The sequence below is a fragment of the Pantoea sp. RG18 genome (genome assembly GCF_025910075.1).
Lineage (GTDB): Bacteria > Pseudomonadota > Gammaproteobacteria > Enterobacterales > Enterobacteriaceae > Pantoea > Pantoea agglomerans.
Genome location: NZ_JAPCIL010000024.1, coordinates 1 through 463 on the forward strand (window position 1 = coordinate 1; position 463 = coordinate 463).

Genomic DNA, 463 nt, shown 5'->3' on the forward strand with positions numbered 1-463 from the left:
GTGGACGTTCGCGGTGGCGGAGCTGGCAGACGGTGAGCACGTCTTTACGGCATCGGTAACCAATGCGGCGGGCAACAGCAGCGAGGCGAAATTTACCCTGACCGTTGACACCATCGCACCTGTCCTGCCGACCATCACCGGGATGATTGACGATGTAGGCACTGTACAGGGCACGTCTACGACCAGTGGTGGCGTAACGGACGATCCGTCGCCGACCTTTACCGGCAAGGCGGAAAAAGGTTCGCTGGTTACGCTGTATGACGGCGACAGCGTGCTGGGCAGCGTTCGGGCGGATGCGCAGGGCAACTGGAGCTATACGCCGACCACCAATATGGTAGACGGCGATCATAGTATCAAAGCCGTTAGCACGGACGCGGCAGGAAACATCTCCGCGCCTGGCGCAGAATGGCCGTTTAAGCTGGATACCAGCACGGCGGCTCCGGAAATCACGAACAACACCGAA

At 59.8% G+C, this 463-nt stretch carries 1 protein-coding gene; it reads left to right on the forward strand.

Going from position 1 to position 463, the window contains the following annotated elements:
* On the forward strand, positions 1 to 463 hold a 463-nt coding region (locus tag OK409_RS21605), incomplete at both ends, for an Ig-like domain-containing protein (protein ID WP_264367520.1).